The following is a 25,017-nucleotide window of genomic DNA, read 5'->3' on the forward strand; positions in this document are numbered from 1 at the left end:
GAGGAGGCACCTTTTTGCTGCTGCTCCTCTGCCTGTTCGCGCTCGTTCCGCTGGTTCTCCCCTGGCTCGTCGGGCTGATCGGAGCACGCGCCTTCTATGTCGCCGCGGTCGTCCCGGTCGTGGCGTTCGGACATGCTCTGGCGCAGGCGCCCGCCGTCCTGTCGGGTGGGATCCTCACCGAGAGCTTCGCCTGGATCCCCGCACTCGGCATCGACATCTCGATGCGCCTCGACACCCTCGGCTGGGTGATGGCTCTCATCGTGACGGGCGTCGGCGCCCTCGTGATGGTCTACTGCCGGTGGTACTTCGACGGGAAGCGCGACGGCGTCGGACTCTTCTCGGCCGTCCTCCTCGCGTTCGCCGGTGCGATGTACGGACTGGTCCTCACGGACGACGCGATCATCCTCGTGATGCTCTGGGAGGTCACGAGCGTGCTCTCCTACCTCCTCATCGGCTTCTACCACCGTCGAGGCGCGAGCCGTCGTGCCGCGCTGCAGGCGCTGCTCGTGACGACCCTCGGCGGGCTGGTGATGTTCGTCGGTGTGGTGATCGTCGTCGTCCAGGCGGGCACCACGAGCATCGCCGGCATCATGGCGAGCTGGCCCGACACCGTCGCGGGCGATCCCGCGCTGCTGAACACGGCCGTCGTGCTGATCCTGGTCGGAGCGCTCAGCAAGTCGGCGATCTTCCCCTTCCACTTCTGGCTTCCGGGCGCGATGGCCGCCCCCACCCCGGTGAGCGCGTACCTCCATGCCGCGGCCATGGTGAAGGCGGGCATCTACCTCATCGCGCGCCTCGCCCCCGCGCTCGCGCTCGCCGAGCCGTGGCGACCGATCGTCATCACGCTCGGCGTGTTCACGATGCTCCTCGGCGGTCTGCAGGCGCTGCGCGAGAACGACCTCAAGCGCATCCTGGCCTTCGGCACGGTCTCGCAGCTCGGCCTGCTGACGGTCGTCATCGGCTACGGCACGCGCGACGCGGCCCTCGCCGGCCTGGCACTGCTGCTCGGCCACGCCCTCTTCAAGTCGTCGCTGTTCCTCGTCGTCGGCGTGATCGACCGCCAGCTGTCGACCCGCGACATCACCGAGCTCTCCGGCGTCGCGAAGCAGGCGCCCACGCTCGCGGTCTTCTCCGCGATCGCGGTCGCGTCGATGGCCGGCATCATCCCGACGCTCGGATTCGTGGCGAAGGAGACGGCGCTCACGGCGCTCCTGGACGACACCGCGAACTCGGTGTGGGCGTGGGTCGCGCTCGTCGGCGTCGTGCTCGGCACCGTGCTCACCATGGCGTACGGCCTCCGGTTCCTGTGGGGCGCGTTCGCGACGAAGAAGGATGCCGCGGGCAAGGCGCTCCCCGCGACCGAATGGCCCGACCCGCCGATCGGCTTCCTCGGCGCGCCGATCCTGCTCTCCGGCCTCACCCTCGTCACGGGATTCGCGGCGCCCGCGCTCGACACCGCGCTCGCCGGCTACGCCGATCTGTTCCCGGCTCCCGAGCACCCCGCGCACCTGGCCCTCTGGCACGGCTTCGAGCCGGCGCTGTGGATGTCGCTCGGATCGATCGTCGTCGGCATCCTCGTCTTCTGGGCCTCGCAGCGGCGCCCCCTGCCCGGACGGATCCTGCCGTTCACGGCGCTGGATGCCTACAACGGCAGCCTCCGCGTCGTGGCGAAGGTGTCGGTGTGGACGACGACTCTCACTCAGCGCGGCTCGCTCCCCGTCTACGTCGGCACGATCTTCGTCGTCTTCGTCGCCGCGGAGGGCACCGCCCTGGTCGCCGGGCAGTTCTCCGGCGCCCACCTGGACGCGTGGCAGACGCCCATGCAGGTGATCGTCGCGCCGATCATGATCCTGGCCGGGATCGTCGCCGTGCGGGCCCGCAAGCGCTACACCGGCATCGTGCTCGTCTCGGTCACCGGCCTCGGCATGGTGCTGCTGTTCGCCACGAGCGGCGCGCCCGACCTCGCCCTCACGCAGATCCTCGTCGAGACCGTCACCCTCGTGGCCTTCGCCCTCGTGCTGCGCCGGATCCCCGCCCGCCTTGGCGACCACAACGCCTCGGTCGCGCCGGTGTGGCGCGCCGTGCTCGCGATCGGCGTCGGCGTGACGATGGCGTGCATCGCGATCATCGCGACCGGTGCGCGTGTCGCCGAGCCGATCTCCGACCGGTTCCCCGAGCTTGCCTACGAGCTCGGCCACGGGCGCAACGTCGTCAACGTGGCGCTCGTCGACCTGCGCGGCTGGGACACGATGGGCGAGCTGTCGGTGCTCATCCTCGCCGCCACCGGTGTCGCCTCCCTCGTCTTCGTGACCAACCGGTCCGACACGCTCTCGCAGAGTATCTCGGCGCTGCCCACCGGCGCCGTGCGCACGCGCCGCCCCCTCGTCGAGACCGTCGACGGCCCGCAGCCGCGTCGCGCGCACCCGCGCAGCACCCGTCAGGCGTGGCTCGTGGGCGGGCAGCGGGTGCGGCCGGAGAACCGCTCGATCCTGCTCGAGGTGATCGTGCGCATCCTCTTCCACACGATCATCGTCGTGTCGATCTACGTGCTGTTCGCCGGACACAATCTGCCCGGCGGCGGCTTCGCCGGCGGGCTCGTGGCGGGCATGGCGCTCGTCATGCGCTACGTCGCGGGGGGCCCCTACGAGCTCGGCGCGGCCGCGCCCACCGACGCGGGCCGACTGCTGGGGGCCGGGATGACGCTCGCCGTCGCGTGCGCCATCGTGCCGATGCTGTTCGGCGCACCGCCGCTGACGAGCTGGTTCATCGAGACCGAGCTGCCGGTCCTCGGTCACGTCGAGTTCGTCACCTCCACGATCTTCGACATCGGCGTGTACCTCGTCGTCATCGGACTGGTGCTCGACGTGCTGCGCTCGCTCGGGGCCGAAGTGGACCGCCAGACGAAAGAAGCGAGCCAGCACGCCAGTCGGGCGGTGAAGTCGTGAACGTCTCGCTCACTCTCATCATCATCATGGCGGTGCTCTTCGCAGCCGGCGTGTACGCGATGCTCGAGCGCAGCCTCACGCGGGTGCTCATCGGCTTCCTGCTGCTGGGCAACGCCGCCAACCTCTTCCTGCTCGTCGTCATGGGACGGCCCGGGGTCGCGCCGTTCTTCGGCGACGCGACGTCGCCCGATGACATCAGCGATCCGCTGCCACAGGCGCTGACCCTTACGGCGATCGTCATCACCTTCGCCGTGTCGGCCTTCCTGCTGGCGCTCATCTACCGCTCGTGGCAGCTGGGTCAGGCGGACACCGTGCTGGACGACGAGGCCGACCTCGAGGTGCGCGAGCGCGCCGTCGAGGACGAAGACACCATGGGAGACGAGATCACCGACGAGGACGACGACGCGACGACCGACTTCATCGGGACCGAGACCGCGCCGATCGTCGTGCTTCACCAGCGCGACTTCGCCGAGCTGCGCGACGATGCTCCGACGGACCGGCCCCGGCGGCAGAGCGACGACCGATCGGGAGACGACGCATGAACGCCCTCGTCCCGCTGCTGGTCACGCTGCCGCTGCTCGGCGCCGCGATCGCGCTGATCTTCGGCCGGCGCCGTCGCGTGCAGGTCGGTGTGTCGCTGTCGACGCTGACCCTCGTGCTCGTGATCGCCGCGGTCCTCCTGTACGCCGTCGACCAGTCCGACGTCCCGCTCGCGGTCTCCGTCGGCGGCTGGCCCGTGCCGTTCGGCATCGTGCTCTACGTCGATCGTCTCTCGGCGCTGCTCGTCGTCGTCTCGAGCATCGTGCTCCTGGCGGTCCTCCTGTTCTCGGTCGGCCAGGGCGCCGCCGACGGCGACGACGACACGCCGGTCTCGATCTTCCACCCGTCGTACCTCATCCTCTCGGCGGGCATCTTCAACGCGTTCATCGCCGGCGACCTCTTCAATCTGTACGTCGGATTCGAGATCCTCCTCGTCGCCTCGTACGTGCTCATCACCCTCGGGTCGACCGAATCGCGCATCCGCACGGGCGTCGTCTACATCGTCGTCTCGCTCGTGTCGTCGATCCTGTTCCTTGCGGCGATCGCGGCGATCTACGGCGCGCTCGGCACCGTCAACATCGCGCAGCTGTCCGAGCGCATGATGGAGCTGCCGCAGGAGGTGCAGCTCGTCCTGCACCTCATGCTGCTGCTCGCGTTCGCGATCAAGGCGGCCGTCTTCCCGCTCTCGTTCTGGCTCCCCGACTCGTACCCGACCGCCCCGGCGCCGGTCACGGCGGTGTTCGCGGGCCTGCTCACGAAGGTCGGCGTCTACGCGATGATCCGCACCGAGACGCAGATCTTCCGCGACAACGACGTCAACACGCTGCTGCTCATCGTCGCGCTCGCCACGATGGTGGTGGGCGTGTTGGGTGCGGTGGCGCAGGCGGAGCTCAAACGCATCCTGTCGTTCACCCTCGTCAGCCATATCGGCTACATGGTGTTCGGGCTCGCCATCGCGACACCGGCGTCGCTCGGCGCCACGATCTACTACATGGTCCACCACATCGTGGTGCAGACGACCCTGTTCCTCGCGGTGGGCCTCGTGGAGCGCCGCGCCGGATCGACCTCCATCCTCAAGGTCAAGGGCCTCATGAAGGCGGCGCCCCTCATCGCGGTGCTCTACTTCGTGCCGGCGATCAACCTCGGCGGACTGCCGCCCTTCTCGGGCTTCATCGGCAAGTTCGCCCTGTTCGACGCGGCCGCGCAGGTCGGCTCGCCGCTCATGTACGTGCTCATCGGCGGCGGCATCGTCACGTCGCTGCTGACGCTCTACGCCCTCATGCGCGCCTGGAACCTGTCGTTCTGGCGCGAGGAGGAGGAGCACGGCGAGGAGACCGGCGTCGTCGACCGCATCGCGTACCTCGATGCCGCGCCCGCCGCCGCGACGCAGACCGAGCGTCGGGTGATCCCGCGCGTCATGACGTCGGCGACCGCCGGCATGGTGGCCGTCACGGTGGCCCTCACGATCTTCGCCGGACCCCTGTACGAGCTCTGCACCACCATCGGCGCCGCGCTGCAGGACCCGGTGTACATCGGCCAGGTCGACGTGAAGACCCCGGAGGGGGCGATCGAATGACCCCGACCGAGAAGCCCACGCCCCGCACGGTGTTCGCCGCCGTCTGGCGTCAGCTCCCGTTCTTCGTCTGGCTCGTCGCCCTGTGGATGCTCCTGTGGGGCCAGTTCACGGTGCTCGCCGCGCTCACCGGTCTCGTCGTCGCGATCATCGTGACGCGCATCTTCCGGCTCCCGCCCGTGGAGCTGTCGGGCCGGGTGAACCTGTGGTGGGGGATCGTCTTCGTCGCCGACTTCTTCTTCGCGCTCGTGCGCGGCTCGCTGATCGTCGCCTGGCAGGTCATCTCGCCCCGCCGTCGCGGTACCGGCATCATCGGCGTGCAGCTGCAGACCGACGACGACCTCATCATGACCCACGTCGCGGTGACGGCATCCCTCGTGCCGGGCTCCCTCATCATCGACGTCGACCGCGACCGTCGCGTGCTGTACCTGCACGTGCTGGGGGTCGACGGGCCGGAGGATGTGGCCGCGCAGAAGCGCTCGGTCGAGCACTGGGAGGAGCGCATCGTCCGCGCGGTGGGTTCGCGCGCCCAGGTGAAGGCGATCGACGAGGCCGCCGCGGCGAGGAGGACCCGATGACCACCGTTCTCCTCGTGATCATCAGCGCCGTGTTCGGCACCGCCGCGCTCCTGACCGTCTGGCGCATCATCGTCGGCCCGTCGATCCTCGACCGCGCCGTCGCCGCCGACGTGCTGCTCACCCTGCTCATCTGCGTGCTCGGCGCCGAGATGGCGATCAACCACCACACCCGCACGCTCCCCCTGCTGCTGATCGTCGCGGCGGTCGGCGTGTTCGGGTCGATCTCGATCGCGCGCTTCGTGGCGCGCAAGGACGGAGGCGGACAGTGATCGACGTGATCGTCCTCGTGCTCATCCTCATCGGGGCGCTCCTGTGCCTCACGGCCACCATCGGGCTCTTCCGCTTCCGGGACGTGCCCACCCGGCTGCACGCCGCGACCAAGCCGCAGGTGCTCGGGTTCGTGCTCATCGCGATCGCGATCGCGCTGGCGCTGCAGTCCTGGGCCGTCGTGGCGTTCCTCGTGCCCGTCGTCCTGATCCAGCTGGCGACGGCCCCGGTGTCGGCGCACATGGTGGGCCGACAGGCGTACCGCAACGGCACACTCGACGAGACGTCTCTCGTCGTCGACGAGCTCGCCGACGAGCAGCGCACCCCTCCCGCCGCCGGCGGCTGAGCGGGTCCGTTCAGCTCGAGATGACGCGCCGCCTTCGGCGTCGCCGCGCTGCTGACGGTGTGGCGGATCATCACGGGGCCGTCCATCCTGGACCGCGACGTCGCCTCGGACGTGCTGCTCACCCTCGTCATCTGCGCGCTCGGAGCCGAGATGGCCATCAACCATCACACCCGCACGCTGCCGGTGCTGCTGATCGTCGCGGCCATCGGGGTGTTCGGATCGATCTCGATCGCCCGCTTCGTGGCGCGGCGGGACCAGGAGGGTCGATGATCGACGTCATCGTGGTCGTGCTGATCCTCATCGGCGCGCTGCTGTGCCTGACGGCCGCGATCGGTCTGCTGCGGTTCCGTGACGTGCCCACCCGGCTGCGCGCGGCGACCAAGCCGCAGGCGCTCGGCCTGCTGCTGATCTGCATCGCGATCGCCCTGTCGCTGGGCACGTGGCAGGTGGCGGCCTTCCTGCTGCCGGTCATGCTCATCCAGTTCGCGACGGCACCGCTGTCGGCGCACGTGGTCGGGCGTCAGGCCTACCGCAACGGCACGATCGACGAGGAGTCGCTGCTGGTCGACGAACTGGCCGAGCAGAAGCGCGCCGACGAGGCCGCGGCAGCCGAGTAGGCCTCAGTCCGCCGCCAGCACCTCGGGGTGTGCCGTGAGCAGGTCGACCTGTTCGCGCCACGACAGACCGACCATGCTCAGCACGACCCGTGCCACGGCGGCGGGGGCGTCGTCGGTCGTGAGCCGCAGTTCGCGCAGGGTGGCGCGGGCCGTCTCCTCCACGAGGAAGGCCAGCAGCCGCGGGGGGACGTCTCCGCGGAAGGCACCGGAGGCGACACCGGCGGCGGTCAGCTCGCGCACCCGTCGGCGCAGCGGGGCCAGCGCGACGACGGTATGCGCGACGTGGGCGTCGTCGAGGGCGATGTTGGCCGCCGCCCGCACGGCTGAGGCCTCGCGCCACAGCCGCACCGCCATGCGGGAGAGCGCCACTCCGGGATCGGGATCGTCGGTGGCGGCCGCGATCGCGTTGAAGCGCGCCGCCCCCACAGTGATGACCTCCCGGAGGAGCGCTTCGCGGTCGGAGAAGTGACCGTACACGGCCCGGCGCGACAGTCCCGCGGCGTGGGCGATCGTGTCGAGGGAGGCGTACGGGTCGGTCGACAGTAGCGTCTGGGCCGCGCGGAGCAGGGCTTCGCGGTTCGCGGTCGCGTCGCGTCGCCGGGCGGGGGCCGCGCTCATGAGCACCGTCACATCAGCTTCGTGGACTCGATCGCTTCGGCGAGTCCACGGTTGAAGGCGATCAGGGGGCGTCGGAGCACGAGCCCCAGCAGCAGGATCGGCACGAGGAACAACAGCAGCAGGCCCAGCGAGATCCAGTAGTCGCCCGCGTAGATGCCGGCGATCGCGGCGCGGATCGCGTTGATGGCGTGCGTGGCCGGCAGATATGGACTGATGTTCTGGAACCAGGTCGGCAGCAGCTGCAGCGGGTAGGCGCCGCCCGATCCGGAGATCTGGATGACCAGCAGCAGCACCGACAGCGCCTTGCCCGCATTGCCGAAGGCGACCACGAACGTGTAGCTGATCAGGGTGAACACGAGCGAGGTGATCCAACACGCCAGCAGCAGCAGGAACGGATGGACCGCCTGCACCTGGATGAACAGGATCAGCCCGAGTGCGATGAGCGTGCTCTGCGCGAGCCCCAGCAGCGAGAAGACACCGTAGCGGCCGAGGTACTTCTGCGTGGGCGAGAGTTCCGGCCGGTCGGGCAGGGCCGAGGCCTTCACGTCGACGCGGATCGCGACCGTCATCAGCAGGGAGCCGACCCAGAGCGCCAGCACGACGTACAGGGGAGCCATCGCGGCACCGAAGCTCACCACCGAGAACACGGCGGTGCGCTCGACGGCGATCGGTTCGGCCAGCGACGTGGCCAGGACGCTCGGGTCGGAGCCGATCGCGTCTTCCAGCGCGCTCAGGTCGCCGGTGTCGGCCGCCGAGGCCAGCGCCGCGGCGAGCGTGTCGAAATTCGCGGCGGCCTCTTCCAGACCGGTCGAGATCTTCTCGGTCGCCGTCTGCGCCTCCGTCAGTGCGCCCGAGATCGTCGCGGCCCCGCCGGAGAGGTCGGAGGAGATGGCGGCCAGGTCGGACGTGATCGAAGACACGTCGGAGCCGATCGTCGACAGTGTCGAGGAGAGCTGGTCCAACTGCGGCTGCAGTCCGCTGCTGTACGCGTCCTGCGCATCCTGGATGGCCTGCTTCGCCTCGGCGATGACCGCGGAGATCTCCGTGTGCGCCGACTGGACGGTCTGGTTGCCGGCGGCGAGGTCGGCACCGGCCTGCGCAAGGCTGGCATGGACGACCTGCTGGCGTGCGATCGCGGTGTCGATGCCGGACAGCAGGGTCGCGAGGGCAGGCTGCGCGCTCTCGGGCAGCAGCGGGCCGATCTCGGTGGCCAGAGTGCTGCGGACGGCGGTGAACTCGTCGATCTGGGTCTGCACCCGGTCGGCGAGCGTGTCGATCACGTCGACCTGCGCCGACGTCAGCGAATCGCCGGTGGAGAACAGTGCGTCGATGCTCGTGGCCACCGCGTCGTATCCGGATGCCGTCTGCGCCAGCGCGGCCGACAGCGACGACGACGCGGAGGTCAGAGTCGAGGTGAGCGAGTCGACGGCATCCGATCCGCTGCCGACCGCGCCGGAGACGTCCTGGAAGCTCGACCGGGAGGCGTCGATGAGCGCGTCGGCGCTGTCGACCAGGGGGATGGTCGACTGGATGAGCGCCGTGAACATGTCGGCGGTCTGGGCGCCGGCACGCAGCTGGGTCGCCACCGCGCCGACGTTCGATTCCAGGCGCGTGAGGGCGAGCTGGGTGTCGGCGTCGGTGAGGTAGTCGGACAGCGACGAGACCAGGCCCAGGGCGACCTCGCTGATCGTCTCGGTGAACACCTCGTTGATCTGCGTCGAGACGCCTTCCGCACCCTGATCGGTGACCTTGGGGGCCAGTGCGTTCTTCTTCTGGTTCGTGTAGTACGCGATGGAGGTGCGTTCGCCGCCGTCCGCGAAGAAGGTCAGCATGTCCGCGCTGAAGGACTCCGGCAGCACGAGCGCGGCGTAGTAATCGCCCGAGCGGGTGCCGTCGATCGCGTCCTCCTCGGTGGTGAACACCCACTCGAGGTCGTCGTTCGCACGCAGGGCGGAGATGACCTGCTCGCCCACGTTGATGCGGACCGGGATCAGGTCGCTCTCGTACCCGGCATCCGTGCTCGCGACGGCCACCTTCAGGTTCTTGGTGTTGGAGAACGGATCCCAGCTCGCGATGACGTTGAACCAGGTGAACAGCGAGGGGATGACGACGAGGCCGAACAGCACGACGATCGCCATGACGTTGCTGGTGGCGTGGCGCAGGTCGCGCCGGGTCAGTCGGAGGATGTCCTTCATGCGTGTGCACCCCCTTCCGCGTGCGCGTGGTGATCTCGGACGAGCTCCTGCCGCAGGTGCTCGTCGTCGAGGCCGCCGACCTCGGCGGACAGCTCGAAGCTCTGCTTGATGTACTCGATGGTCACGAGGAAGCCGATCAGCAGTAGGCACCACAGCACCCAGATGCCCAGGAGCCACGCCTTTCCGCCGGGCAGCAGCCAGGCCACGATGCCCAGCACGGCGAGGCCGGCCGCGCCCGTCAGTGTCGTGATCCGCAGGAACGTGGGGTAGTGGTGACGGAAGCGCTCGGCGCGCTCTGCGAGGCTGTCGCGGTATTCGCGGCGGTTCGAGAGGGCCTGCAGCACGTCGCGGAGGCGGTAGGAGTTGCCCCCGACCTGGACGTTCTCGCTGACCAGCAGGTCGGTTGCGGCGACCTCGCGGTTGAACATGCGGTTGAAGTTCGTGAGGCGGCTGCGCAGCACGAGGCCGAGGATGAAGGCGAGCACGACGAAAATCGCGAGCGTGCCGAGGTACTTCCAGTAGTGCGCTCCGTAGAAGCCGCCGATCGTCTCCCGGAAGGCGTCGATGCCGTAGGTGAAGGGGAGGAACGGGTAGATGGTGCGGAAGAAGCCGGGCATCATCTCGATCGGGTACAGGCCCGAGGCGCCGGGGATCTGCATGATCACGAGGAGGATCGCCAGGCCTCGTCCGACATGGCCGAAGGCGACGCACAGGGCGTAGATGATGCTCAGATACGCCAGGCCGACGAGCACCCCGGTGCCGACGAACGCGACGGCGCTGACGGTCTGCACTCCGATGATGAGGTTTCCGATCGTCACGATCAGCGCCTGCAGCGTGACCATGCCGGCCAGCAGCAGGAACCGCCCGAGGTAGGCCTCGCGCACCGTGATGTCCTCGATCCCCTCCGTGTCGACCTCGACCTTGAAGATGACCATCAGCACGAAGGCGCCGATCCACAGCGACAGGTTGGTGAACAGCGCCGCCATCGCCGACCCGTAGGTGTCGACGGGGAAGACGTCGACCTCGGACACCTCGACGGGGGAGGCGACGAAATCCGCGATCTGCGCCTTATCGAGTCCGGTCAGGGTGCTCAGCGCGCTCATCGCGGAGGCCGAACCGAGCGCGAGCACGTCGGTGCGGGCGGTGGAGATGCCGGTCTGGATGCCCTCGAGGTTGCCGTCGAGGCTCTCGAGTGCGGCGACCGTGGTCACGAGCTGGTCGTCCAGCGCACCGAGCAGCGTGCCGGCCTGGGCCAGCTGGGTCTGCTGGGCGGACAGTGCCGCCGAGAACGCGCCGGCGCTGGTCGACAGCGCCGACATCGCCTGGTTGAGGGCCGGGACGGTCGTCATCAGCAGTGAGCGGATGCCGGAGGCCGAGCTCTTCGCATCCTGCACGGCCGCGTCGAGCGCATCGGCGGCGGACTGCAGCGCCGCCGTGGAGGCGGCCGCGTCGGAGTTGAGGTCGGACAGCTGCGTCAGGAGATCCTGGTCGGCCTGGTTGCGGGACTGCAGCTGCGTGATCACCTCCGTGAGACGTGCCGTGACGGTGGGGTCGAGCGAGGCGTCGTCCACGAGCGCCTGCAGACGGGCGATCGCGTCGGCGTTGGCGGCAACCACCGCCGTCATGCCGGCGATCGCCGAGTCCACCTGCACGCCCGCCTGATCGAAGGCCTGCGTGAGCGCCGTGACCGACACGTGCGCCTGCGCGGAGGCGTCGGCCAGCAGCGTCGCACCGTCGACGTAGGCGGAGGTCGCGGCATCCGTGAAGGCGACGACCTGCTGCTGGGCCTCGCTGATGATCGACTGGGCCTGCGCGATCGCCGTCTGGACGTCGGAGAGCGTCGCGTCGATGTCGTCGAGGGCGCCCTGCGCCGACGAGAGCGTGGAGCGGGCGTCGCCGAGACCGCTCGCCAGCTGCCCGATGTCCTCGCGCGCCGACGTGATCGTCGCGGTCGCCTCGTCGAAGGCGTTGAGGGTGTCGTCGCGGGCGTTGAGCAGACGCAGCTCGGTGTCCTCGCCGGCATCCTTGAGGATCTCGGTCACGGCTTCGGCGACCTGGCCGCGGAAGCTGCTGGTGATCTGATCGTCGATGCCGGAGGCGCCGGCGTCGGTGATCTTGGGCGCGATGGCGCTCGCCTTCTCGTTGACGTAGTACCGCAGCGTCGGCTGCGTGAAATCGCCCGAGGTGATGCTGAGCAGGTTGGCGCTGAAGTCGGCGGGGATGACGATCGCCGCATAGACGTCACCGGAGCGGACGGCGGCCTGGGCTTCGTCCTCGTCCATGAACTGCCAGCCGAGCTGGGTGTCGTCGGCGAGCTGGTCGACGACCTGAGCGCCGACGTCGAGTGAGCCGGTCAGTTCAGAAGTCGATCCCTCGTCGAGGTTGACGACGGCGACGCCGATGTTCTCCGTGTTCGCGTACGGGTCCCAGAACGCGTTGATGTTGAACCAGGCGTACAGCGCGGGGGTGATGAGCACGCCGACGACGATGACCCACGCCTTGCGTTGGTGGAAGAGTCGCCCAACGTCCCTCGTGAAGATACGCCAGCTGTTTCGCACCTGTGGATCGTACACGATCATGCACACCGTTGTGCACTTTCGTTGATACGAGCGGTGCGGGTCAGTCCGCGCCGAACTCGAACGAGGCCGACTCGCCGGCCGCGTCGACGGCTCCGGCCAGCTCCTCGCGGGCCGCATCGAACGGCTGCACGTGCTCGGTGATCTCCGGCGCTTCGCCCGACGCGAGCTCGCCGACCAGCTCCGCCGTGGCACCGCCGATGAGGCCGAGGCCCGCGTAGTGCTCGAGGCGGGCACGCGAGTCGGCGATGTCGAGGTTGCGCATCGTGAGCTGGCCGATGCGGTCGACGGGGCCGAACGCGGCGTCGCCGACGCGCTCCATCGACAGCTTCTCGGGGCCGTACGACAGGTTGGGGCTGACGGTGTCGAGGATCGTGTAGTCCTCGCCGCGGCGCAGGCGCAGCGTCACCGAGCCGGAGATCGACGACCCCACCCAGCGCTGGATCGACTCGCGCAGCATGAACGACTGCGGCTCGAGCCAGCGACCCTCGTACATGAGGCGGCCGAGGCGGCGGCCCTGCTCGTGGTAGGTCGCGAGGGTGTCCTCGTTGAGGATGCCGTTGACGAGGCGCTCGTAGGCGATGAACAGCAGCGCCATGCCCGGCGCCTCGTAGATGCCGCGCGACTTCGCCTCGATGATGCGGTTCTCGATCTGGTCGCTCATGCCGAGGCCGTGGCGACCGCCGATCGCGTTCGCCTCTTTCACGAGGGCGACCGCATCCGCGAACTCGACGCCGTTGATCGCGACGGGGCGGCCCGCCTCGAAGGTGACGGTGACGTCTTCGGTCTCGATCGCGACGGACGGGTCCCAGAAGCGGACGCCCATGATCGGCTCGACCGTCTCGAGCGACACGTTCAGGTGCTCGAGGGTCTTGGCCTCGTGCGTGGCTCCCCAGATGTTCGCGTCGGTGGAATACGCCTTCTCGACCGAGTCGCGGTAGGGGAAGCCGTGCGCGACGAGCCACTCGCTCATTTCCTTGCGACCGCCGAGCTCGGTGACGAAGTCGGCATCCAGCCACGGCTTGTAGATGCGCAGGGCCGGGTTGGCCAGCAGCCCGTAGCGGTAGAACCGCTCGATGTCGTTGCCCTTGTAGGTGGAGCCGTCGCCCCAGATGTCGACGCCGTCCTCCTTCATCGCCCGCACGAGGAGGGTGCCGGTGACGGCGCGGCCGATCGGCGTCGTGTTGAAGTAGGTGCGCCCGCCCGAGCGGATGTGGAACGCGCCGCACGAGAGGGCGACGAGGCCCTCTTCGACGAGCAGCGGCTTGCAGTCGATGAGGCGCGAGGCTTCGGCGCCGTATTGCAGGGCGCGGCCGGGGATCGAGGCGATGTCGTCCTCGTCGTACTGGCCGAGATCGCCCGTGTAGGTGAAGGGTACGGCACCCTTGTCGCGCATCCACGCGACGGCGACGGAGGTGTCAAGGCCCCCGGAGAAGGCGATGCCGACGCGCTCGCCGACGGGCAGGGACTGGAGGACCTTCGACATGGTGCCCCAGTCTACTGAGCGGGCGGATGCCGCACCCGCCGCGTGACGGACGGGGTCGGCTCAGCCGATCGTGACCGCGGTGATGTCGACGGGCGTCGCGGGGGCGATGCCGTCGTCGGCGAGCCCGGCGGCCGCGACCTGCCGTACCACCCCGACGCCGGACTCGTCGACGTGGCCGAAGACGGTGTAGGCGGCGGGGAGCTGCGTGTCTTCGTAGACGATGAAGAACTGCGAGCCGTTGGTGTCGGGACCGGCGTTGGCCATCGCGAGGGTGCCGGCCGGGTAGGTCTCGGTGCCGTCGAGCTCGTCGGCGTAGCGGTATCCGGGGCCGCCGCGGCCGGTCGCGGAGGGGTCGCCGCACTGCAGCACGAAGATGCCCTCGGTGGTGAGTCGGTGGCACGTCGTGCCGTCGAAGTAGCCCTGCTCGGCCAGCGACACGAAGCTGCCGACGGTGCACGGGGTGCGGTCGGCGTCGAGGGTGAGCTGGAGCTCGCCCGCCGAGGTCTGCAGCGTCGCCGAGACCTCACCCGACACGGTGGGTTCGGCGGGAGGGGCGTCGACTTCGCGCACGCCGCCCGCGGCCTCGGCGTAGGTGCAACCGGATGCGGCCGGCGTCTGCGTCGTGGCGGGAGCCGATGCGGCGGGCTCGGTCTGCCCGGCGCAGGCGGTGAGGGTCAGCAGGAGGCCGGCCGCAGCCGCGGCGGCGAGGAGGCGAGCACGCATGCCCCCAGCCTACGAGCCCCGGGTGTGCGCACCGCGGCGCGCGTCAGACCTCGGCGGGGCGGTCGGGGAAGGCGGCGGCCACGGCGGGGTGGGCGATGCGACCCGAGTGGGTGCTGAGGCCCCCGGCGAGGGCGGGGTCGGCGGCGACGGCATCCGCCCAGCCGCGGTCGGCGATCGCGAGCGCGTAGGGGAGGGTCGCGTTGGTGAGCGCGGGGGTCGAGGTCGCGGCGGCGGCGCCCGGCATGTTCGCGACGCAGTAGAAGATCGAGCGCTCCACGGGGAAGGTGGGGTCTTCGTGGGTCGTCGGATGCGAGTCCTCGAAGCAGCCGCCCTGGTCGATCGCGATGTCGACGAGCACGCTGCCGGGCTGCATGCCCGCCACCATCTCGCGGGTCACCAGCCGCGGGGCCTTGGCACCGGGCACGAGCACGGCGCCGATCACGAGGTCGGCCTCGGTGACGGCGCGTTCGATCTCGTAGGCGCTGGAGGCGACGGTCTTCACCGCGCCGCGGTACTGGGCGTCGACCTCGCGCAGGCGCGGCAGCGACAGGTCGAGCACGGTGACGTCGGCGCCCATCCCGACCGCCTGCGCGACGGCGTTGCCGCCGGAGATGCCCGCCCCGATGACGGCGACCTTCGCGGGCCGCACGCCGGGCACCCCGCCCAGCAGCGAGCCGCGGCCGCCCTGGGAGCCGAGCAGGTGGTAGCCGCCGACGAGCACCGACAGGCGGCCGGCGACCTCGCTCATCGGCGCGAGCAGCGGCAGCGAGCGGTCGGGCAGCTGCACCGTCTCGTAGGCGATCGCGGTGGTGCCGGCATCCAGCAGTGCGTCGACGAGCGCCGGGTCGGCGGCCAAGTGCAGGTAGGTGAAGAGGGTGAGGTCGGCGCGCAGGTACCCGTACTCGCTTTCGACCGGCTCCTTGACCTTCATGACGAGCGGAGCGGCCCACGCCTCCGCCGCCGTGCCGAGCGTCGCGCCGGCGGCGGCGTACTGCTGGTCGGTGAGCGCGCTGCCGAGCCCGGCCCCCGACTGCACGATGACCTCGTGACCGCGGCGAGTGAATTCGCGCACTCCGGCGGGGGTGATCGCGACGCGGTACTCGTGGTTCTTGATCTCGGTGGGGATGCCGATGCGCATGGCGCGCTCCTTCGTAGGGGCGTATCGAGTGGTGCTCACGGAAATGCGGGGAACGGGAGGAAGATACGACCGTTCTTGTGTCGACGGATGCTGTTCTGCAGAATCTGCGGAGACAGGACGTGATCTGGAGGAATCTATGACACAGGGCTCGCCATCCGACCCCACCCCGAAGGATCGTGGAGCCGGCCGCACGCGACGCATCGACGACCTCGATGAACGCATCCTCTGGGAGCTCAACCGCGACGCCGACCTCACCAACCAGGCGCTGGCCGACCGCCTGCGCGTGTCGCCCTCGACGACCCTCGCCCGGATGAAGGCGCTGCGCGAGGCCGGCATCCTCGGCACGGCGCACGCGACGGTCGACTACGGTGCGCTGGGGCTCCCGCTGCAGGCGATCGTCGCCGTGCGCCTGCGCGCCCAGGCACGCCCCGCCATCCGCACGTATGCCGAGCGCGTCATCCGCCTGCCGAACGTGCTCAACATCTTCTTCCTCGGCGGCCAGACCGACTTCCTCATCCACGTCGTCACGCGCTCTCCCGAGCAGCTGCGCGACTTCGTCGCCTCACGACTGAGCATGGACCCCGCCGTCGCGTCGACCGAGACCCAGATCGTCTTCGACTGGCTGCGCAGCGAGGACCGCCCCACCGCCACGGAGGGCTTCGACGAACTGCGCGATCCGATCGAGTGACCCGCACGCACACGGCGGCCTCCCGCTGCAGGCGTCGTCGAACGGTGTGGCGGGCGTCCGCTCGATAGGATGGGGTGTAACCGTCCGATAACGGGGGAGTAGCCCATGCCAGGCATCGTGATCGTCGGAGTGCAGTGGGGAGACGAGGGCAAGGGCAAAGCCACCGATCTCCTGGGTGAGCGCACCGACTGGGTCGTCAAGTTCAACGGCGGCAACAACGCCGGCCACACGGTGGTGATCGGCGACGAGAAGTACGCGCTGCACCTGCTGCCCAGCGGCATCCTGTCGCCCGGGGTGAACGCGGTGATCGGCAACGGCGTCGTCATCGACCTCGAGGTGCTCTTCTACGAGCTCGAGGCGCTCGCCGCCCGCGGCGTCGACACGTCGCGCCTGCGCGTCAGCGCGAACGCCCACGTCATCACGCAGTACCACCGCACGCTCGACAAGGTCAGCGAGCGCTTCCTCGGCAAGCGGATGATCGGCACCACCGGGCGCGGCATCGGCCCCACCTACGCCGACAAGATCAACCGCGTCGGCATCCGCATCCAGGACCTGTTCGACGAGAACATCCTGCGGCAGAAGGTCGAGGGCGCCCTCGACCAGAAGAACCACCTGCTCGTGAAGGTGTTCAACCGCCGCGCGATCACGGCCGACGAGATCGTCGACGACCTGCTCGCCTACACCGAGCGGCTGCGTCCGATGGTCGCCGACACCGGTCTGCTGCTCAACGAGGCCCTGGATGCCGGCGACGTCGTCGTCTTCGAGGGCGGCCAGGCCACGATGCTCGACGTCGACCACGGCACCTACCCCTTCGTGACCTCGTCGTCGGCGACCGCCGGTGGCGCCTCGACGGGTTCGGGCGTCGGACCCAACCGCCTCGACCGCATCGTCGGCATCGTCAAGGCGTACACGACCCGCGTCGGCTCCGGCCCGTTCCCGACCGAGCTGTTCGACGAGCAGGGCGAGTGGCTGCGCTCCCGCGGCTTCGAGTTCGGCACGACGACGGGTCGCCCCCGTCGTGTCGGCTGGTACGACGCGCCCGTGACCCGCTACGCGACGCGCGTCAACGGCATCACCGACCTCGTGCTGACGAAGCTCGACATCCTCACGGGCCTCGAGCAGATCCCGGTGTGCGTCGCCTACGACGTCGACGGTGAGCGCTTCGACGAGGTGCCCGTGAATCAGAGCGACTTCCACCACGCGACGCCGATCCTCGAGTACTTCCCGGGCTGGTCGGAGGACATCTCGACCGCACGCTCCTTCGACGAGCTGCCCCAGGCCGCGCAGGACTACGTGCTCGCGCTCGAGAAGATCAGCGGCACGCGCATCTCGGTGATCGGCGTGGGCGCGGCCCGCGACGCCGTCATCGTGCGCCACGACCTCGTCGACTGACCTCGGCCGCGGTGTGGCTCGGCTCCTGATCGGCGGCTACGGCGCCGACATGGACGGTGACGCGACCGGCGCGGGCCTGCTGCGCGCGGGCGCGGCCGACGAGACGCTCTCGGGCGGCGCGCTCGGATTCGGCGGCACGGCGTTCGCGGCCGCGTCACCGTCGTGGCTGGCGTGGCATCCCTCGCTCCCGATCGTCTACGCGGCCCTCGAAGGCGCCGGGGCCGTGCGGGCCTTCCGCCGGGTCGGCGAGGAGGCGTTCGAACCGGTCGGCGCCGCCGTCGAGGTGGGCGCGGGCATCTGCCACGTCGTGGCCGCGCCCGACGGCGGCTTCCTCATCGCCTCGTGCTACGGCGACGGACGTGTCATGCGGGTGGCGCTCGATGCCGAGGGGCGGCTCGGCGCCGTCACCGCCGGCGAGGCGTCGACCGATCCGTACGCCGGTCGCGAGCCGGAACGTGCGCCCCATGCCCACCAGGCGCGTTTCGTGCCGGGCGGCGTGCTCGTGAGCTCGGACCTCGGGCACGATCAGGTGCGCATCTGGGACACCTCGCGCGGTGGAATGCGGCAGCGAGGTGTGGTCGCACTGCCGTTCGGGTCGGGCCCACGCCACACGGTGTGGCATCCGTCGGGGCATCTGTACGTCGTCACCGAGTACTCGAACGAGGTCTTCGTGCTCGCGCCCGACCGCTTCGGCGCCTGGAGTCTCGTGGCGGGGACGCCGGTGTCCCCCGGCACGCTCGTCGGCGTGGACTACCCGGGAGAGATCTGCCTTTCACGCGACGCCCGGTTCGTCGTCGTCGGGGTGCGGGGGAGCAACACGCTCGCGAGCCTGCGCGTGGGCGGCACCGGCGCCGAGCTGTACCCCGTCGCCATGGTCGAATCCGGCGTCGACTGGCCGCGCCACCAGCTCGTGACCTACGACACCGTGCTCGTCGCCGGTCAGCGCTCGGGATCGGTGGCTTCGCTCACCCTCGATGAGCGCACCGGCGCTCCCGGGCGGGTGCGCCACCGCGTCGAGGTCCCGACCCCCACGCACCTGCTCCCGCTCTGACCTGCCGCCCCGGTCAGAGGGCGGCGTCCTGCTTGGGGATCCAGACCTTCTTGATGATGAGCAGGATCGACGCCGTGACGGGGATCGCGACGAGCGCGCCGAGCAGGCCCATGAGGGTGCCGCCGACGAGGGCGCCGATGACCACGAGCGACCCGGGCACGGCGATGGCCTTGTTCATGACCCGCGGTGTCAGGATGTATGCCTCGATCTGCATGTAGACCAGATAGGCGATCGCGAAGATCAGCGCACCCACCGGATTGCTGATCAGGGCGACGACAGATCCGATGCCCCAGAACAGCACGGTTCCGACGAGCGGGATGATCGTGATGCAGAAGGCGACCACGGCCAGCAGCGCCGGGAACGGCAGCCCCAGCACGCTGTACAGCAGGAAGGTCATGAGCGAGTTGAAGAACGCCAGCGTCACCATGCCGCCGAGGTAGCCGCCGACCGACTCGGTGATCTGCTCGGTCAGCTCCGAGGTGAGGGGCCGTGTGCGCGCGGGCACGAGGCGGTACAGCGCCTGCTTCATCTCGGGCAGGGTCGCCAGGAAGTACAGGCTCAGCACGATGATGATGATCAGGCCCGAGATCCCGCTGCCGATCGACAGACCCACCTGCAGCACGCCGCCGCCGATCGCGGCGATGTTGGCGGGGTTGGTGAGGAAGCGCTGCAGGTCGGCCAGCATGTCGGGCACCTGCGCGCCGAACTGGTCGTGCACCCAGCCGTAGAGCTCGGTCTGCTGGATCGAGGCGATCATCGAGGGGATGTCGCGGATGAACTGCGCGATCTGCGAGACGACCGTCGGCAGGATGAGCCACACGACGCCGACGAGCACGAGCGCGAAGACGAAGTAGACGATGACGATCGCCCACGCCCGCGAGGTGTGCTTCTCGAGCCGGCGGACGATCGGGTCGAGTCCCAGCGCGGCGAACAGCGCGAAGGCGATGTAGATCCAGATCGTGACGAGGCTCGAGATCGCCATGCCGAGCGCGAAGGCGGCGAGCCCGCCGAAGACGAGGAAGAACCCGACGACGAACGGGCGGTTGAGGTTCGCGGCGATCGTGCGGACGGGCACGGATGCCGGCGACCCCGGCGCTCCGATCGGCTCCGCGACGGGCAGGGCGGCCTCGCGTTCGCGGCGTCGGCTTCTCATGGTCACACTCTAGGGGGAGCCCCCACCGCCGGCCGGTAGTCTCGGGGCATGACGGATGCCCACGCCCAGCTGCTGTCCCTGCGCGCCAGCATCGACAACATCGACGCCGCCCTCATCTTCATGCTCGCCGAGCGGTTCCGCTGCACGAAGCAGGTCGGTGTGCTCAAGGCGGAGCACGGGATGCCGGCATCCGACCCGTCCCGCGAAGAGCGCCAGATCGCTCGCCTGCGTCAGCTGGCCGTCGATGCCGACCTCGACCCCGAGTTCGCGCAGAAGTGGTTCAGCTTCGTCGTCGCCGAGGTGATCCGCCACCACGAGGCCGCCGCCGACGGACGCTGAGACGCGCAGAACGCCCCCGTCCGTGAGCGACGGGGGCGTTCTCGATGCCGGAACCGGTCAGGGGGTGGCGCGGCGCAGGATCGGGAAGCTGATCAGCGCCATCGCGACGGTCACGAGTGCGAGTGCCCCGGTGAGCCCGCCCACGCCGGCGTCGGCGATGAACGAGAACACCTGCACCCACGACGACGTGACGCTGATGAGCCAGACGGCGAACAGCATCAGGATCGCGAGACCGACGAGCACGACGGTCAGCCACAGGTTGCCGAAGCGCTTGTAGATCGTGGCGGCCCAGAACCCGACGACGAAGGCGAACATCGCCAGCACGAAGAAGAACACGCCGGCCATGAGCGGACCGAGATCCCACAGCCACTGCAGGGCGAAGAAGTAGCCGCCGACGCCCCAGCCGCCCGTCGCCGTCTCGATCGCGCCGCCGACGACGAAGATCACCGCGAGGATCGCCGAGGTGAGGGCCGCCGTCAGCAGCGTGCCGAGGTAGAACTCCCGCCGGGTGACGCTCATGGCCTGCGAGAACGGGAACGTGAGCGTCAGCGCCTGCACGCCGACGACCGCGAAGTACCACAGCGGCGCCTGCGCACCTCCGCCGTACATCTCCCCGCGCACACCGTTGGCGAACAGCACCGCCCAGATGCCCCACGTGACGACGAAAGCGCCTCCGAGCACGATCAGCGGCACCCAGATGAAGGTCTGCCGGTTGACCAGCTGCATGCGGACGACGTTGAGCGTGCGGCTCATCGGAGTGCTCCTTCCGTGGCGGAGTCGGTATCGGCGGATGCCGAGGCGTGCTGCGTGAGGCGCACGACCAGCTGCTGCAGCGACACGGGGGCGATCTCGAGGCCGTCGGCGTCGAGTCGCGCGCGGTCGGCGGCGGTGAGCTCGCCGAGCACGGTGACACCCGTGACCCGGCCGAGGCTCTCGCGGTGCAGCACCTCGCGTCCGGCGACGAAGGCGTCGACAGTGGCCGCGTCGCCGACGATCGTCGCCGCACGACCGCGCACGGCATCCGTCTCTTCGTTCAGCAGGATGCGGCCGCGGTCGATGACCACGACCCGCTCGATGAGGTTCGAGACCTCGTCGATCAGGTGGCTGGAGAGGATCACGGTGCGGGGGTGCTCGGCGTAATCCTCGAGCAGCCGGTCGTAGAAGATCTGCCGCGCGACGGCGTCGAGACCCAGGTACGGCTCGTCGAAGAAGGTGATCTCGGCGCGCGAGGCGAGTCCGATGATCACGCCGACGGCGGAGAGCTGACCGCGGGAGAGCTTCTTGATGCGCGTCTTCAGCGGAAGCTGGAACGCGGCGACGAGGTCGTCGGCGAGCTCCTGGCTCCAGTTGGGGAAGAACAGGCGCGCCATCTCGAACGCGTGCGTGGGCAGCGCGTCTTCGGGGTACTTCTGCGACTCCCGCACGAAGCAGATGCGCGAGAGCACGCCGGCGTTCTCGTACGGGTCCTTTCCGAAGACGCGCACCTCGCCGCGGGTGGCGAAGTTCTGCGCCGTGAGGATCGACATGAGGGTGGTCTTGCCGGCGCCGTTGCGACCGAGCAGGCCGTAGATCACGTTCTCGTCGAGCGAGAGCGAGACGTCGTCGAGGGCGAGGGTGTCCTTGTAGCGCTTGGTGAGATGGCTCACCGAGATGGCGGTCATCGTGCGGTTCCTTCCGAGGTGGTGGAGGTAGTGGTGGTTGCGGTGCTGCCGTCCGTAGCGGCCCGATCGCGGACCAGGTCGGCGAGTTCGTCGGCCGTGAGGCCGAGGGTGCGGGCTTCGGCCAGCAGCGGTCCGATGAAGCGGTCGGCGAACGCGGAGCGGCGCTCGGCGAGCAGCTGGGCGCGGGCACCGGGGGCGACGAACATCCCGATGCCGCGACGCTTGGCGAGAACGCCCTTCTCGACGAGCATGTTCACTCCTTTCGCGGCGGTGGCGGGGTTGATCCGATAGAAGGACGCGAGTTCGTTCGTCGAGGGGGCACGGCTGTCTTCGGCCAGGCTCCCGTCGACGATCGAGTCCTCGACGCTCTCCGCGATCTGCAGGAAGAGCGCTCTGCCTTCATCGATCAACGCCGGCTCCTCGTGGTCAGTGGGTTAGTTACCTGACTAAGTAACCATAGAACCGCGCGCGGTGTCAACACCTTTCGGATGCGGGATCCGCCCGGTCCCGACGCGCGCCCGCGTGATAGCCGCAACGACCGCGAGATGCGAATTTGCCCTACATTCGCGTGGATGAAACGGTGGACGAGGCCTGTTGCGAGCACGCGGCAGGTCCGATCAGACCAGTCCGCGACCGGTGGTGACCCTCTGGGGTTCAGCGAGTCAGACCGCCGGGCGTAAGGTCGGTGGCCTTGGCCCGGATCCGACATCCGCGGCCGGAGCGCTTCCCGAGAGCGCGCGTGGCCCACCACCCGGGCGTGACCGATGCAGCCCCTTTTGCACCGGGCTGCCGAGGTGTCCTGTGACCGTTCCCTCTGTCCAGGCGGCGCCGTCCGCCACCCCCGCCCTCGAGGCCGAGCATCTGTTCAAGGTGTTCGGCCGCAACCCGAAGGCCGCCGTCGGGAAGCTGCGCGCCGGTACGCGCAGAGAAGACCTGACCGACGCGACGGCCGCCGTCATCGACGCGAGCTTCTCGGTGGAGCCGGGTGAGATCTTCGTCATCATGGGCCTGTCCGGCTCGGGCAAGTCCACCCTCATCCGCATGCTCAACGGCCTGCACGATGCGACGGGCGGCACCATCCGCGTGCAGGGATCGCCCATCACCGGCATCCCCGCCGCACGGCTGCGCGGCATCCGGCGCGAGCGGATCGCGATGGTGTTCCAGCACTTCGCGCTGCTGCCGCACCGCACCGTGGCCGACAACGTCGCCTACCCGCTCGAGCTGCGCGGCGTCGGCAAGGCCGAGCGGCGCGCGAAGGCCGACGAGATCCTGAGCCTCGTGGGCCTCGACGGCTGGGGCGACAAGCTGCCCTCCGCGCTGTCGGGGGGCATGCAGCAGCGCGTCGGCATCGCCCGCGCGCTCGCCGCCGACACCGACATCCTGCTGATGGACGAGGCCTTCAGCGCGCTCGACCCGCTCATCCGCCGCGAGATGCAGGAGCAGCTGCTCGAGCTGCAGCAGAAGCTGCGCAAGACCATCGTGTTCATCACCCATGACCTCAACGAGGCGATGTTCCTGGGCGACCGCATCGCCGTCATGCGCGACGGCCGCATCGTGCAGATCGGCACGCCCGAGGACATCCTCACCGACCCCGCGAACGACTACGTCGAGCAGTTCGTGCAGGACGTCGACCGGGCACGCGTGCTCACGGCCGGCAACGTCATGGAGCGGGCGACCCCGGTCGCCGTCGCCGATTCGGCGGGACCCCGCACCGCGCTGCGCCAGATGCGCGACGCCCGCATGGCGGCGATCTACGTCGTCTCGCGCGACCGCCGCCTGCGCGGGATCGTCACCGACCGCGACGCCCTCAAGCTGGTGCGTCGCGGCGCCACGACCATCGCGGATGCGGTGCGCCCCGCCCCGGCATCCGTCGGGGTCGACGACGTGCTCATCGACCTGTTCGTACCGGCGGCCGAGTCGCCGCTGCCGCTCGCGGTCGTCGACTCCGACCAGCGCCTCGTGGGTGTCATCCCGCGCATCACGCTGCTGACCGCCCTCGGCCCGTCGACCACCGACACCTCGGAGATCGCGGTGCTGCCCGATCCCGTGCCGGTGACCGTCATCGACGAAGTGCTCGCCGGAGCCGCCGTCGGCGCCACGGCGACCGAGACGGAGGGGGTGCGCTGATGGACGGCTTCCGCATCCCCGTCGGCCAGTGGGCCGCCACCGCGGTGGACTGGATCCGTGACAACCTGCACGGGCTGCTCACCGCGATCTCGACGATCCTGTCGTGGCTCGTCGACTCGCTCACCGATGCGCTGCTGAACACCCCCATCGTCGGCGTCATCGTGGTGGCCGCGCTGCTGGGCTGGGTCGTGCGGTCGTGGAAGTTCGCGATCGGCACGGTCGTCTCCTTCGCCCTCATCCTCGCGATGGGCCAGTGGGTGACGGCGATGCAGACCCTCGCCCTCGTGCTCGTGGCGACGATCATCGCGATCCTCATCGCGGTGCCGGTGGGCATCTGGGCCGCGCGCAGCGACCGTGTGAGCGCGATCGTCAAGCCCGTGCTCGACCTCATGCAGACGATGCCGGGCCTGGTCTACCTCATCCCCGCGATCGTGTTCTTCTCGATCGGCGTCGTCCCCGGCCTCGTCGCCACCGTCATCTTCGCGCTGCCGCCCGGCGTGCGCCTCACCGAGCTCGGCATCCGCAACGTCGACGCCGAGACCGTCGAGGCGGGTCACGCGTTCGGCGCGACCCCCGGCCAGATCCTGCGCGGCGTGCAGCTGCCGCTCGCGATGCCGACGATCATGACCGGCGTCAACCAGGTCATCATGCTCGCCCTGTCGATGGCGGTCATCGCCGGCATGGCCGGCGCCGACGGCCTGGGCAAGGAGGTCGTGCAGGCCATGTCGACGGTGAACATCGCGAAGGGCGCCGAAGCGGGCCTCGCGGTCGTCTTCCTCGCCGTCTACCTCGACCGCCTCACCGCCGCGCTCGGCGACCTGCGCGGCCAGTCCTCGTCGCTGCTGAACCTGCTCGCCCGTCGCCGCGCCCTCGCCGCGTCGGCGCCCCGGCCGGTCGACGCGGCCGCGGAGGAGACCGAGCGCCGGCTGCAGCCGACCGTCTGACCCCCTCGGATGCCGGACCCCGGCATCCTTCGCACCCATACGGAACGCACCGAAGAATAC

General features: G+C 69.7%; 24 protein-coding genes. 14 read left to right on the forward strand and 10 right to left on the reverse strand.

What is annotated here, in order from left to right; translation table 11 throughout:
- The first annotated feature begins 14 nt into the window (after positions 1 to 14).
- Genes C7474_RS00815 through mnhG (C7474_RS00850) form a run of 8 tightly spaced genes read left to right on the forward strand, consistent with a single transcriptional unit; the run spans position 15 to position 6,866 of the window.
- Positions 15 to 2,945 carry a Na+/H+ antiporter subunit A gene (locus tag C7474_RS00815; RefSeq protein ID WP_121056779.1) on the forward strand — a complete coding sequence of 977 codons (2,931 nt, stop codon included), beginning with the start codon at positions 15 to 17 and terminating at the stop codon, positions 2,943 to 2,945.
- On the forward strand, positions 2,942 to 3,487 hold the full coding sequence (locus tag C7474_RS00820; protein WP_121056781.1) for a Na(+)/H(+) antiporter subunit C: 546 nt from the start codon (positions 2,942 to 2,944) through the stop codon (positions 3,485 to 3,487). The genes C7474_RS00815 and C7474_RS00820 overlap by 4 nt, the downstream gene beginning before the upstream one ends.
- Entirely contained in the window at positions 3,484 to 5,061 is a 1,578-nt protein-coding gene (locus C7474_RS00825; protein WP_121056784.1) for a Na+/H+ antiporter subunit D, read from the forward strand. Before C7474_RS00820 ends, C7474_RS00825 begins: the two co-directional genes overlap by 4 nt.
- Positions 5,058 to 5,636, forward strand: a complete 579-nt coding sequence (locus C7474_RS00830) for a Na+/H+ antiporter subunit E (protein WP_121056786.1) — start codon at positions 5,058 to 5,060, stop codon at positions 5,634 to 5,636. The genes C7474_RS00825 and C7474_RS00830 overlap by 4 nt, the downstream gene beginning before the upstream one ends.
- The gene (locus tag C7474_RS00835) at positions 5,633 to 5,905 is read left to right on the forward strand and encodes an MrpF/PhaF family protein (RefSeq protein ID WP_121056788.1); all 273 of its coding nucleotides are present in this window, start codon (positions 5,633 to 5,635) and stop codon (positions 5,903 to 5,905) included. The genes C7474_RS00830 and C7474_RS00835 overlap by 4 nt, the downstream gene beginning before the upstream one ends.
- Positions 5,902 to 6,249: a monovalent cation/H(+) antiporter subunit G gene (gene mnhG / locus C7474_RS00840; protein ID WP_121056790.1), complete on the forward strand. Its 348-nt coding sequence runs from the start codon at positions 5,902 to 5,904 to the stop codon at positions 6,247 to 6,249. Before C7474_RS00835 ends, mnhG (C7474_RS00840) begins: the two co-directional genes overlap by 4 nt.
- A gap of 48 nt (positions 6,250 to 6,297) precedes the next feature.
- Positions 6,298 to 6,519 (forward strand): MrpF/PhaF family protein, encoded by a 222-nt coding sequence (locus C7474_RS00845; RefSeq protein WP_121056792.1) that lies wholly within the window; start codon positions 6,298 to 6,300, stop codon positions 6,517 to 6,519.
- A complete protein-coding gene (gene mnhG, locus C7474_RS00850) occupies positions 6,516 to 6,866 on the forward strand; it encodes a monovalent cation/H(+) antiporter subunit G (RefSeq protein ID WP_121056794.1) in 351 nt (116 codons plus the stop codon). The genes C7474_RS00845 and mnhG (C7474_RS00850) overlap by 4 nt, the downstream gene beginning before the upstream one ends.
- Before the next feature lie 3 nt (positions 6,867 to 6,869).
- Here mnhG (C7474_RS00850) and C7474_RS00855 read toward each other — a convergent pair whose 3' ends face one another.
- The 6 genes from C7474_RS00855 to ald form a co-directional block, all read right to left on the reverse strand.
- Positions 6,870 to 7,484, reverse strand: a complete 615-nt coding sequence (locus C7474_RS00855) for a TetR/AcrR family transcriptional regulator (RefSeq protein ID WP_121057826.1) — start codon at positions 7,482 to 7,484, stop codon at positions 6,870 to 6,872.
- Positions 7,485 to 7,492: 8 nt separating this feature from the next.
- Entirely contained in the window at positions 7,493 to 9,679 is a 2,187-nt protein-coding gene (locus tag C7474_RS00860) for a YhgE/Pip domain-containing protein (RefSeq protein ID WP_121056797.1), read from the reverse strand.
- The gene (locus C7474_RS00865; protein WP_121057827.1) at positions 9,676 to 12,237 is read right to left on the reverse strand and encodes a YhgE/Pip domain-containing protein; all 2,562 of its coding nucleotides are present in this window, start codon (positions 12,235 to 12,237) and stop codon (positions 9,676 to 9,678) included. Before C7474_RS00865 ends, C7474_RS00860 begins: the two co-directional genes overlap by 4 nt.
- A 61-nt stretch (positions 12,238 to 12,298) precedes the next feature.
- Positions 12,299 to 13,741: an argininosuccinate synthase gene (gene argG / locus C7474_RS00870; RefSeq protein WP_121056799.1), complete on the reverse strand. Its 1,443-nt coding sequence runs from the start codon at positions 13,739 to 13,741 to the stop codon at positions 12,299 to 12,301.
- A 60-nt stretch (positions 13,742 to 13,801) separates the two neighbouring features.
- Entirely contained in the window at positions 13,802 to 14,464 is a 663-nt protein-coding gene (locus tag C7474_RS00875; protein WP_121056801.1) for a peptidylprolyl isomerase, read from the reverse strand.
- Between the two features lie 43 nt (positions 14,465 to 14,507).
- Entirely contained in the window at positions 14,508 to 15,602 is a 1,095-nt protein-coding gene (ald, locus tag C7474_RS00880) for an alanine dehydrogenase (protein WP_121056803.1), read from the reverse strand.
- Between the two features lie 136 nt (positions 15,603 to 15,738).
- Between ald and C7474_RS00885 the strand changes: the two genes are divergently transcribed.
- The 3 genes from C7474_RS00885 to C7474_RS00895 all read left to right on the forward strand — a co-directional run bounded on the left by C7474_RS00885 (position 15,739) and on the right by C7474_RS00895 (position 18,733).
- On the forward strand, positions 15,739 to 16,290 hold the full coding sequence (locus C7474_RS00885) for an Lrp/AsnC family transcriptional regulator (RefSeq protein ID WP_158597282.1): 552 nt from the start codon (positions 15,739 to 15,741) through the stop codon (positions 16,288 to 16,290).
- A 105-nt stretch (positions 16,291 to 16,395) separates the two neighbouring features.
- On the forward strand, positions 16,396 to 17,682 hold the full coding sequence (locus C7474_RS00890) for an adenylosuccinate synthase (protein ID WP_121056807.1): 1,287 nt from the start codon (positions 16,396 to 16,398) through the stop codon (positions 17,680 to 17,682).
- Between the two features lie 13 nt (positions 17,683 to 17,695).
- On the forward strand, positions 17,696 to 18,733 hold the full coding sequence (locus C7474_RS00895) for a lactonase family protein (protein ID WP_241965037.1): 1,038 nt from the start codon (positions 17,696 to 17,698) through the stop codon (positions 18,731 to 18,733).
- A gap of 13 nt (positions 18,734 to 18,746) precedes the next feature.
- On the opposite strand, the gene C7474_RS00900 is transcribed toward C7474_RS00895, so the two are convergent.
- A complete protein-coding gene (locus C7474_RS00900; RefSeq protein WP_121056809.1) occupies positions 18,747 to 19,886 on the reverse strand; it encodes an AI-2E family transporter in 1,140 nt (379 codons plus the stop codon).
- Between the two features lie 48 nt (positions 19,887 to 19,934).
- Between C7474_RS00900 and C7474_RS00905 the strand changes: the two genes are divergently transcribed.
- A complete protein-coding gene (locus C7474_RS00905; RefSeq protein WP_121056811.1) occupies positions 19,935 to 20,225 on the forward strand; it encodes a chorismate mutase in 291 nt (96 codons plus the stop codon).
- Between the two features lie 57 nt (positions 20,226 to 20,282).
- Here the strand turns inward: C7474_RS00905 and C7474_RS00910 are convergent, their stop codons facing one another.
- The 3 genes from C7474_RS00910 to C7474_RS00920 are packed head-to-tail and all read right to left on the reverse strand — an operon-like array spanning position 20,283 to position 22,296.
- Positions 20,283 to 20,978, reverse strand: a complete 696-nt coding sequence (locus C7474_RS00910; RefSeq protein ID WP_121056813.1) for a hypothetical protein — start codon at positions 20,976 to 20,978, stop codon at positions 20,283 to 20,285.
- Entirely contained in the window at positions 20,975 to 21,886 is a 912-nt protein-coding gene (locus C7474_RS00915; protein WP_121056815.1) for an ABC transporter ATP-binding protein, read from the reverse strand. Before C7474_RS00915 ends, C7474_RS00910 begins: the two co-directional genes overlap by 4 nt.
- Positions 21,883 to 22,296: a GntR family transcriptional regulator gene (locus C7474_RS00920; RefSeq protein WP_121056817.1), complete on the reverse strand. Its 414-nt coding sequence runs from the start codon at positions 22,294 to 22,296 to the stop codon at positions 21,883 to 21,885. The genes C7474_RS00915 and C7474_RS00920 overlap by 4 nt, the downstream gene beginning before the upstream one ends.
- Before the next feature lie 391 nt (positions 22,297 to 22,687).
- On the opposite strand from C7474_RS00920, the gene C7474_RS00925 reads away from it, so the two are divergent.
- On the forward strand, positions 22,688 to 24,013 hold the full coding sequence (locus C7474_RS00925; protein ID WP_121056818.1) for a quaternary amine ABC transporter ATP-binding protein: 1,326 nt from the start codon (positions 22,688 to 22,690) through the stop codon (positions 24,011 to 24,013).
- The gene (locus C7474_RS00930) at positions 24,013 to 24,957 is read left to right on the forward strand and encodes an ABC transporter permease (RefSeq protein WP_121056820.1); all 945 of its coding nucleotides are present in this window, start codon (positions 24,013 to 24,015) and stop codon (positions 24,955 to 24,957) included. The genes C7474_RS00925 and C7474_RS00930 overlap by 1 nt, the downstream gene beginning before the upstream one ends.
- Positions 24,958 to 25,017 lie beyond the last annotated feature (60 nt).

The organism is Microbacterium telephonicum (assembly GCF_003651225.1).
Taxonomy (GTDB): Bacteria; Actinomycetota; Actinomycetes; order Actinomycetales; family Microbacteriaceae; genus Microbacterium; species Microbacterium telephonicum.

Excerpts from the sequence above, each read along its gene's own strand:
- C7474_RS00825 (WP_121056784.1), top strand. The coding sequence starts at position 3,484 with ATGAACGCCCTCGTCCCGCTGCTGGTCACGCTGCCGCTGCTCGGCGCC.
- C7474_RS00830 (WP_121056786.1), top strand. The coding sequence starts at position 5,058 with ATGACCCCGACCGAGAAGCCCACGCCCCGCACGGTGTTCGCCGCCGTC.
- C7474_RS00835 (WP_121056788.1), top strand. The coding sequence starts at position 5,633 with ATGACCACCGTTCTCCTCGTGATCATCAGCGCCGTGTTCGGCACCGCC.
- mnhG (WP_121056794.1), top strand. The coding sequence starts at position 6,516 with ATGATCGACGTCATCGTGGTCGTGCTGATCCTCATCGGCGCGCTGCTG.
- C7474_RS00855 (WP_121057826.1), bottom strand. The coding sequence starts at position 7,484 with ATGAGCGCGGCCCCCGCCCGGCGACGCGACGCGACCGCGAACCGCGAA.
- C7474_RS00860 (WP_121056797.1), bottom strand. The coding sequence starts at position 9,679 with ATGAAGGACATCCTCCGACTGACCCGGCGCGACCTGCGCCACGCCACC.
- argG (WP_121056799.1), bottom strand. The coding sequence starts at position 13,741 with ATGTCGAAGGTCCTCCAGTCCCTGCCCGTCGGCGAGCGCGTCGGCATC.
- C7474_RS00875 (WP_121056801.1), bottom strand. The coding sequence starts at position 14,464 with ATGCGTGCTCGCCTCCTCGCCGCCGCGGCTGCGGCCGGCCTCCTGCTG.
- ald (WP_121056803.1), bottom strand. The coding sequence starts at position 15,602 with ATGCGCATCGGCATCCCCACCGAGATCAAGAACCACGAGTACCGCGTC.
- C7474_RS00885 (WP_158597282.1), top strand. The coding sequence starts at position 15,739 with ATGACACAGGGCTCGCCATCCGACCCCACCCCGAAGGATCGTGGAGCC.
- C7474_RS00890 (WP_121056807.1), top strand. The coding sequence starts at position 16,396 with ATGCCAGGCATCGTGATCGTCGGAGTGCAGTGGGGAGACGAGGGCAAG.
- C7474_RS00900 (WP_121056809.1), bottom strand. The coding sequence starts at position 19,886 with ATGAGAAGCCGACGCCGCGAACGCGAGGCCGCCCTGCCCGTCGCGGAG.
- C7474_RS00905 (WP_121056811.1), top strand. The coding sequence starts at position 19,935 with ATGACGGATGCCCACGCCCAGCTGCTGTCCCTGCGCGCCAGCATCGAC.
- C7474_RS00910 (WP_121056813.1), bottom strand. The coding sequence starts at position 20,978 with ATGAGCCGCACGCTCAACGTCGTCCGCATGCAGCTGGTCAACCGGCAG.
- C7474_RS00915 (WP_121056815.1), bottom strand. The coding sequence starts at position 21,886 with ATGACCGCCATCTCGGTGAGCCATCTCACCAAGCGCTACAAGGACACC.
- C7474_RS00930 (WP_121056820.1), top strand. The coding sequence starts at position 24,013 with ATGGACGGCTTCCGCATCCCCGTCGGCCAGTGGGCCGCCACCGCGGTG.